The sequence below is a fragment of the Paenibacillus sp. P4_A7 genome (assembly GCF_056402455.1).
The window spans coordinates 1-8,237 of the sequence record NZ_JBFUHJ010000239.1 but is presented as its reverse complement, the minus strand read 5'-3'; the positions used below and the strand labels follow the sequence as shown (position 1 = coordinate 8,237).

The window sequence follows — 8,237 nt, the reverse complement described above, 5'->3', positions numbered from 1 at the left end:
CGGGTAACGTCTGGACATGTCGCATCTACAACAGACAATCCCTTTTCACGAGCACGCAGACGAACCTCAGGCGATACACCATGTGCTGTGAAAATAACAGTTCCTGACTCCACTTGATCCAAAATATCGAGTCTATTAGCGCCGTCTAGCGTAATTACGCCTTCCTGCTCAAATGCCTCTGTTACATGAGCATTGTGAACGATCATACCTAAAATATATATAGGACGCGGCAAGTCTAAGTTTTTGACTGTTTGCAAAGCCAACACCATCGCGTCGACAACTCCATAGCAGTAACCACGTGGTGATATTTTAACAATTTCCATATCTATTACACCTGCTTTCTGATCAGAGTTCGACAGTATCCTCTAATCAAATTTACGATCTGTTGATTCTATTATAGACCAATCGCTCGTGTCCGCAAAGCTTATTGGCAGCCAGATCGTAAACTTCGTGCCAAATCCTTCCCTAGTCACGACTTTCACGGACCCCTTATGCTCATCAATTATCCATTTTGCTATGGATAATCCAAGGCCTGTTCCTACTGTTACCCCTCTAGATTCATCAGCCCGATAGAAACGATCGAAAATATGCGGAATCTCATCAGGATTCATCCCAATACCCGTATCCTGAATTACAAAACCGATTTGCTGTTCATTACGCTCAGCACTCAGCTCAATATACCCTTCCAACGTATATTTAAAAGCATTTTCTATAAATATGAAGAGCAGCTGCTGCAAATAATTATGATTCGCGTTAACTCTTACATCATGTAAAGCGGATAAATCGCCAATTTTCCATTCAGCAGTGCGCGGCAACAGCTGTGCTCTGCGTATAACCTCTTCTGTCAAAGGAAGAAGCTCAAGCGGCACCTTCTCCATTGTGTAACCTGTATCAGCTCTTGCTAGTGCCAACAGGTCATTAACAAGCGTGCTCATTCGCTTCGCTTCTGCTGATATATCACTCATCGCTTCCTTCGACAGCTCCCAGTGATTCGCATCCAGCGGCAGCCCCTCACCAGTGGACTGGCTCAAATTCGTTTCTTTCACCTTTGTCCACATACGCTCCAGTAACTCAATATTTCCACGAATCGTAGTAAGAGGCGTCCGTAATTCATGCGAAGCGTCAGAGACGAATCTCCTCTGTGCTTTATAGGCTTCATCCAGCTCATTATAAGCCATTTCGAGCCGTGAGAGCATCATGTTTAATGTGCTGACTAATTTGCCGATTTCATCATTTGGACCGAAAGCCGGTATGCGAACACTCAAATCAGAACCCTTTTCAATTTGCTCCGTCGCTCGAATAACTCGTTCAATAGGATGCAACGCCTTCCTGGCAATAAATAATCCTACAGTGAACGCAATTAAGACAACGACTAATGATGAATAAATAAGTATTTTAAGAAGACCTTTCATGAAGCGGTCTTCATTATAGGAGAACACACCAAATTGCAATAAGCCAACTGTGCTGTTGTCTGCCGTCAGTCGAATTACTCTCTGATACGTCAGCATCTCGTACTTCTTTTTGTCCACATCAACCTTTACCTTAACAAATCCATCACGAGGTTTACTCTTAACCTCCGGGTAAGGGATGATAATATCCTGATCCATCAGATTATCAGTTTGTGTGATAGCACCCTCTTTATAGTTAACCAACTGAATATACATAACCTTCTGATCGACTTTGAACTGATATTGAGGATCAACACCTAATTCCAGCTGATCCCAAAAATTTAAGGTACCTATAATTGKCGTTTTACTATTCTGCAATTTAAGCTGATTTTTCAAATCAGCGTACGTATTCCAATTAACAAATAAGTAGATACACAGGCCGAATGCAATCATCGTCACTGCTAGTAGGCAGGAGTACCAAAGAGTGAGCCGGAGTCGGATTGACATAGACTTACCCCGCCTCTCCGCGAAGCACGTAACCCGTTCCACGCACCGTCTGTATGATACGTTTATCGCTGCCATTCTCTACCTTCTGGCGAAGCATCGCGATATATACCTCAAGCACATTTGATTCGCCGCTAAAATCGTAACCCCATATTTTTTCCATAATCGCATCACGTGTTAGCACGCGTCTTGGATTTTGCATAAACAGCAGCATTAAATCGTATTCCTTAGATGTTAATTCAATACGCCGTCCAGATCGTATTGCTTCCCTTGCATCCATATCTAATATTAAATCATCGTAAACAAGCTGGTTGCTGGATTCCTCAATTTTATCGGATTTACGACGAAGCAGCGCTCTCGCCCGCGCTAGAAGCTCTTCAAGAGCAAATGGCTTCACCAAATAATCGTCAGCACCGAGATCAAGCCCCTTTACGCGATCAACAATATCATCTTTGGCTGTCAGCATCATAATTGGCACCGTACTGCCGCTCTCCCGAACACGCCGGCATACTTCCCATCCATCTACTTGCGGCATCATGACATCCAAAATAAGTAAATCTGGATCGGTCGTCAGCAGGAGCTTTAACCCTTCCATGCCATTGGATGCAGTCATTACCTCATACCCTTCAAATGCTAAGCTTCTCCGAAGCAATGAGATAATTTTTTCATCATCATCTACAACTACAATTTTCTGTCTCATCTGCTTGTCCTCCGCTCTTCAATAAAAAAGCGCAGAGCATGCTGACTCTCTGCGCTTTTTTTAATTAAAAACTTATCTTTATTACTATTCACCGCTAAAGGTGTTTTTATCACCAATCTCAACTTGTACATCCGTTGCGGTGCCTTTACGCAAAATGTTCAATTTCACTTTCTCGCCTACCGTTTTCTTCTGTATTTCTGCAATAAGATCTGTTGTCGTATTGTATTTCTTGCCATCAATTCCGACAATGACGTCAAATTGCTGCACTCCAGCCAAATACGCTGGTGAATTATAATAAACATTTCGTACGATCGAACCTTCCACTTTGTCCATGCCTAACTGCTTAGCAAATTCTGCACTTACATCTTGAAGCTCTGCCCCAATAAATGGTTTAGGAATTTTAACGTTGCTTTTCAAGCTATCCAATACACCTTCAATTGTGCTAGTTGGAATGGCAAATCCAATACCTTGCGCTTGGGAGCTAACGGCTGTATTTATCCCTATGACTTCCCCGTCTACATTAAGCAGCGGTCCGCCAGAGTTACCTGGATTAATCGAAGCGTCCGTTTGTAGCAGATGTTCATAATTCCGCTGACCCTGTGTATCTTGGATGTCTATTGGACGTTCCTTCGCACTGAGTACACCCACCGTTACGGTATGATCAAACCCATATGGATTTCCAATAGCTACTACCCAGTCTCCAATATTAATATCATCAGATTTACCAAGCGGTAATGTTGGGAATTCTTTATCATTAGTAACTTTTAACACTGCTAAATCAAGTTCAAAACTGGAACCCAGCAGTTCAGCAGTAAACGGCTCTTTGTAGCCCTGTACCGTCACTTTAATTTGGTCAGCCTCACCGATAACATGTTGGTTTGTCAAAATGTATCCTGTCGAATCAAAGAAAAATCCAGTACCAATGCCATTCTGCTGCATTTTACTTTCTTTACCCTTCTCAGATTCTGCTTTTCCAGAATAATCATCTCCGAAAAATTGTCGGAAAAACGGATCGTCAAGCATGCTATTGCCACCGCTGTTTTGTTTTGCTGTGTCGATATAGGTCTCGATTTTAACAACTGCTGGACTTGCTGTTTCAAATAGTCCAGCGATATTTTCCGGACGACCAGCAACTGTAGCTGCATCATTGCCATTAGTACCTGAAGTGCCAGCCGATGTACCTCCTGAGCCGTTACCTTGGGTTTGAGTTGCCATTGCTGATTCATCCGTAAACCAATTACTCGTATCTGCCGCGTACATAAGTGTTCCAACGAGAATAACACCTACTAAGAAGGAAGCAAATATAGCTAGAAACGAAGTGCGACGCGGCTTCTCTTGTACTTTCCAAGTTCCTTTCCCTGATGACTGCGACGGTGAGAATGCTCTCGTCTGTGATTGTTGTTGCAACTGCTGCGGTGCCTGCTGTTGTTCAGACCGTTGCTCAAAATCTCCGTTATTTTCATTAGAATAAGTCCTAGCACCTGTTGTTCCATAAGGTTGATCCTGAATCAATTGAGCCTGGTCAGCGACTGGAGGCTGATTCAATGTATGACCTTCCTGCTGTGGATTTGTTTTACTCGGTCCATATGAGTAGTAATAAGATGGCTTAACCGATTGCTCTTGCGAATCGGGAGAACCAAAGTCCTGCGGGTTTGCTTGACTTGCTTCATTTAAGCCTTTACCAGACTCATCTTTCTCTTCCTCATTGTTGCGAAAAAAATCATCATACCCTTTTTTATTGTCCTGATCATCCATGTAAGTTCTCCTCCTTGAATCTTATTACATAATGCATACGAAACATCCGTTTCATATACTTATCAGTTGATTTAGTTCTATCATGCACATTCTACCTTAAAACAAACTTAAAAGGAATTTAAACAGAAATAAAAAAACGTTCCCAAGTGAATTGGAAACGTTTTTTTCTTTCAAAAGTTGAACAATCAGCTTGGAAAAATCCGTTCTAATTCATTCACAATTTTGTGGGCATCGTTAACCCAATTTGGTTCAATCTCGGCATCCGGATTAGCTGGCGCTTGAAACTGATCGAACATAGCACCCATTACGCGTACTGAGGCAGTGGGGTCATTCCCTTCATTGAAGAGATGCTTCAGCACGTACGGTGTTCCTAATCGTATCATTGTATTATCATCTGGCGTCTCGCTGTCTATATGGCCGTTAATAACTTCAAATGGAATTCGCAGCCACACCTTATTCTCGTCATCTAAAGGACGGTCGAATGAACCATTCTCATACTCCCAATTGCCTCCAAGACTAAATTGCTGTGACTCCATCAACCTTTTGGTTTCAATATAAATAAGGTCCTGTGATTGCAGCACAGATGATATAGGGATCATGAGATACTCCTTTGCACTCGCAATTGGTAATTTCGCTAGTAGGTAGTATAACCGAAACCTTTTTCTTTATGTGCGATTTGCCCAGCCTTTTCGATGAGCAAGCACAGCTAGCTGAGTACGATCTTCTAGCTCGCATTTCATTAATAAATTACTGACATGGGTTTTCACTGTCTTTACACTGATATGTAGCTCTTCTGCAATCTCTTTATTGGACTGGCCATCTGCTATTAGCAGGAGCACTTCCTTCTCCCGCTCTGTTAAGCCTTCATCACCTGACTGCGCTGTTCGCTGCCGTAAGCCTCTTGTTAGCGATTGTGACACATCAGCAGTCATAACCGGCATTCCTTTATTAGCTCCATTAATTGCATAAATCAATTCTTCCGCTGAAACGGTTTTGAGCACGTAGCTCACTGCACCCGCTTCAATTGCGCCGTAAACCTTGTCATCCTCAAGGAAGCTTGTCAGCATAACTATTTTCATCGACGGATACTTTGCAATAATGGCTCTTGTAGCTTCGATACCATTCATTCCCGGCATCATTAAATCCATCAAAATAATATCAGGATGACCTTCTTCGGAGCTAGCCAACAGTCTATCAATAGCTGATTGGCCATTGCTTTCTTCTGCAATAACTTCGAATTTAGGCTCTAGCATCAAATAAGTGCGTAAACCAATTCTCACCATATCGTGATCATCGACAATCATTATCTTTATTAGATCTGAACCACTCATCATTTATGCTCTCCCCACCATATTTGGTATGGTTACCTTTACTCTGGTTCCGCTGCCAGGCTTGCTCAATATTTCTGCAGCTCCGCCTAGCTTCTGCGCTCTCTCTTGCATCGTCGAAAGCCCGTAAGAGCCGCGTTTAACCTCATTGGCCTTAAAGCCTGCACCATTGTCCTGCAAAATCATTACAATCTGCGTCCTGTTATCTGCGAAGGTCAGCGTACAGCTGCTTGCACCAGCATGCTTTACGATATTCGCCATTGCTTCTTGAACAATCAGGAAGAGCTGATGCTCCTTCGCTTCCGATAACGGCTCCTTCAATCGCCACCCCAGCTCACCTTGCAAGTGATTTTGACGGCAATAATCTGGAAACCACTTATCCAGCGCTTCGTATAGCGTCCGTCCCTCTAGCTCCATGGGACGGAGTTGAGCAATGAAATTACGCATTTGCTTCTGCGCCAGATTTGACATACTAACGAGTTGATCAAGAACGGAGTCGGCTCGCTCACGGTCAACCTGCTGCAGCTTCGGAAGAGAAGAGGCACACATATGAATAGCAAATAACTGCTGACTTACCGTATCATGCAAATCGCGCGCAAGCCGCTTGCGTTCCTCGAGTACCGCCGCTTCATTAGAAGCAAATTCCGTCATAATATACTCTTCATTTCTTATTTGAAGCCACTTCATTTTTTCTTCCATTTGCTCTGCAAGCTCGTTAAATTGACGGAAAACCTCTATAAATGAATTGTGGCCCTCTTCTGTTATCCGGACCGTATAATTGCCGTTTGCCGCTTGCTTTAGTGACAAATGTAAGGTGTCGATACGCCTCCCAATACGTTGTGCTGCCCAATAACCGAATGCCGCACTCACAAGCAGGAAGACGGAAGCAGCCCAAAGGCGAGTTTCCGTCTGTCTCATATCATGTATTAATCCAAACCATGCAGCACCCGCAAGCAGCAACGATACGACGGATGCAATAACAAACATCCCGATCAGTTCCCACTTCCCGCTTCTAAGGAAACGAACCATCATGAGAAGGTCACCCTACTTTCGTGACACGAACATCACCAATAAATGTGCTCACGATCAATTTTATTTGTTTTTCAGATTCTTGGTAGGAGGGTGATTGTATGTTAATATTCGTGAACAAACCGCCTTCCTTCCGTTCCAAGATCTTCACATCTCCGATAAAGGCACTTGATACGACTTGCACGCCAACCTCGAAGTCATTCGGCACATAAACCTTCACATCACCTATAAATGAAGAAATATTGATTCTCGTTTCTCCAAAAGGTACTTGTGCTTTCGTTAGGTCCAACACGGTATCTCCAATAAAATGAGAGACATTCAGCGGTTTAAGGTCAAAGTAATCATGCCCGATATGAATATCACCAATAAAACCTGATCTGTTCTGTGTGTTTGAACTCGATTGGTGCCACCATTCAACATGCTCTTTCTGCTGATCCTTCCAACCATGAGCCGATTTCTTATAAGGCGGTGAATCCGCTTGCGCATGTTTATCATAATCTTTTTTGAAATTAATCCCGTTTGTTTGMTGCTGAGTCTCTGCCTCAGTAGGCGGCTTCGTTGGATCAGGATGAAGCGGCGGTGCAGGGGGAACAGATGATTGATCTGGAAATGGTCGATACGATTCCCAGTCCTCGCCTGGCGGCTTCTGTCTGCGCGACTTAGGTTTCCAAATTAGATTTATGCCAACTAAAATAACGACAACCGGCCAAATATAAGGGATAATGTCACCTATTGACCATGAGAATAAATCAAGATTCCGACCTAAGAAAATACATCCGACAAGGATCATAATAGCTCCCCACCAGCTGTTGCCTGATCCGTTGGAACAACCAGATAACAATCCCTTAATCCCGAAAATAATAAGGATGACTGGCCAATACATCGATATTAGATCACCTAAATCAAAGGTTACATAACCTGTTTGCCGTAGCAAAAAGAATACGCCTATCGAAATGATGATTAATCCGGTGAACAACCGATTTGCGAAATTTCCGTTCAAGCAGCATCAGCTCCTTATGCTTCCATCTTAGTTTGATAGGTCTAGTATAACTGACAGTCCCCCTTTTGAAAAAGGGCCGTCCGATTGAATGTTCAATCGGTCTCTAGACTGAGCTACTTCTAAAAATATCCATATATACACACTGATTGATGCAGTCGCTAAATGTTTTTGGACGAAAAAAAGAACCGTCTAGGAAAATGAAGTTCCTAGACGGTTCTTTTTTATTGCATCACATTTACTTCTGATTCTTCTGTTGTTGATTGTTCGAAGCTTGTTTACCTGCAGCGTTGTTCTGGTTAAACTCTTCTGCAAATTCTGTATTCATTTTATTGTTTTGATTTTGAGCGGCATTGTTATTTTTGTTTTTAGCCATGTTGGTTCACCTCCCGTTTTCATCAATAGTATGGCATTGTTGTCATTTATTATTCGAGCTTTTACGATTCTAAATACGTCTGAGGAAATGGCTTACCAACCTCAAATGCAACGTTAATCTTGTTCAGCCAAGCCTCTGAAAGCTTGCCCGTACCTATCCT

The 8,237-nt window shown here is 42.8% G+C and carries 8 protein-coding genes and 1 pseudogene; all 9 read right to left on the bottom strand.

The window, feature by feature from the left end; translation table 11 throughout:
• A pseudogene (locus AC1DWN_RS22035) lies at window positions 1-323 on the bottom strand (4-hydroxy-3-methylbut-2-enyl diphosphate reductase); the annotation flags it as partial.
• Between the two features lie 42 nt (window positions 324-365).
• Window positions 366-1,895: a sensor histidine kinase gene (locus AC1DWN_RS22030; RefSeq protein ID WP_477561047.1), complete on the bottom strand. Its 1,530-nt coding sequence runs from the start codon at window positions 1,893-1,895 to the stop codon at window positions 366-368.
• A gap of 4 nt (window positions 1,896-1,899) precedes the next feature.
• Window positions 1,900-2,592, bottom strand: a complete 693-nt coding sequence (locus AC1DWN_RS22025) for a response regulator transcription factor (protein ID WP_477561046.1) — start codon at window positions 2,590-2,592, stop codon at window positions 1,900-1,902.
• Window positions 2,593-2,676: 84 nt separating this feature from the next.
• Window positions 2,677-4,347, bottom strand: a complete 1,671-nt coding sequence (locus AC1DWN_RS22020; protein WP_477561045.1) for a S1C family serine protease — start codon at window positions 4,345-4,347, stop codon at window positions 2,677-2,679.
• A gap of 185 nt (window positions 4,348-4,532) precedes the next feature.
• Window positions 4,533-4,946, bottom strand: a complete 414-nt coding sequence (locus AC1DWN_RS22015) for a YugN family protein (protein WP_477561044.1) — start codon at window positions 4,944-4,946, stop codon at window positions 4,533-4,535.
• A gap of 66 nt (window positions 4,947-5,012) precedes the next feature.
• Window positions 5,013-5,678, bottom strand: coding sequence for a response regulator (locus AC1DWN_RS22010; RefSeq protein ID WP_477561048.1), 666 nt, complete (start codon window positions 5,676-5,678; stop codon window positions 5,013-5,015).
• Window positions 5,679-5,681: 3 nt separating this feature from the next.
• Entirely contained in the window at window positions 5,682-6,707 is a 1,026-nt protein-coding gene (locus tag AC1DWN_RS22005; protein WP_477561043.1) for a sensor histidine kinase, read from the bottom strand.
• Between the two features lie 7 nt (window positions 6,708-6,714).
• A complete protein-coding gene (gene liaF, locus AC1DWN_RS22000) occupies window positions 6,715-7,704 on the bottom strand; it encodes a cell wall-active antibiotics response protein LiaF (protein ID WP_477561042.1) in 990 nt (329 codons plus the stop codon).
• Between the two features lie 235 nt (window positions 7,705-7,939).
• The gene (locus AC1DWN_RS21995; protein WP_477561041.1) at window positions 7,940-8,077 is read right to left on the bottom strand and encodes a hypothetical protein; all 138 of its coding nucleotides are present in this window, start codon (window positions 8,075-8,077) and stop codon (window positions 7,940-7,942) included.
• Window positions 8,078-8,237 lie beyond the last annotated feature (160 nt).